The 486-nt window shown below is 36.2% G+C and carries 2 protein-coding genes; both read right to left on the minus strand.

Features of this window, described 5'->3' with window-relative positions:
- Window positions 1-239: putative HNHc nuclease (locus tag RCF13_RS07985; RefSeq protein ID WP_308141057.1), on the minus strand; the 239-nt coding region annotated here is incomplete at its 3' end.
- Window positions 240-486 (minus strand): hypothetical protein (locus RCF13_RS07990; RefSeq protein WP_308141058.1); only part of this gene is annotated, 247 nt, incomplete at its 5' end. It lies immediately after the preceding gene.

Below are 486 nucleotides of genomic sequence, written 5' to 3' on the forward strand. Positions count from 1 at the left end.
TTGAGTTCTTCTGGCATATGTCCTGTATGTAGGCTTATATCCTTAATGGTTGCATAGATTTTCTTCCTTTGGTCTGCCGATATGGTTCTTCCATCATCTAATCTCAATTCTGCTTGTACTATTCCACCTTTGCTGAATCTCTTTAGATAGTCCCCTAGCTCCTTCTTAGGAATAATAATTCTAAGCTCCGTACCTTTTTCAGTGTGTTTATATGCCTTAATCTCCGCGTACTCATGCAACTATAACACCTCTTTAATAGCTTTCCAAAGCGCATCACATAATTCCTCAGATTCATATTCCTTGATAGGACAATCCACATCGTGAAATATTCTAACTACCCATTTAAGTCCATAATTCGGATCATTAGGGATTACATTCTCCTGCTCTAAAGTTAAACAATTGTTATAGCCAATTATTTCAATCATTTTTCCTATGGTTATATGCCGTTCTGACAATACTATATCTGCCCTTAAACCAATTAACTCA

Origin of the sequence: Stenotrophomonas maltophilia group sp. RNC7, assembly GCF_030910085.1 — a bacterium.
Lineage (GTDB): Bacteria > Pseudomonadota > Gammaproteobacteria > Xanthomonadales > Xanthomonadaceae > Stenotrophomonas > Stenotrophomonas sepilia.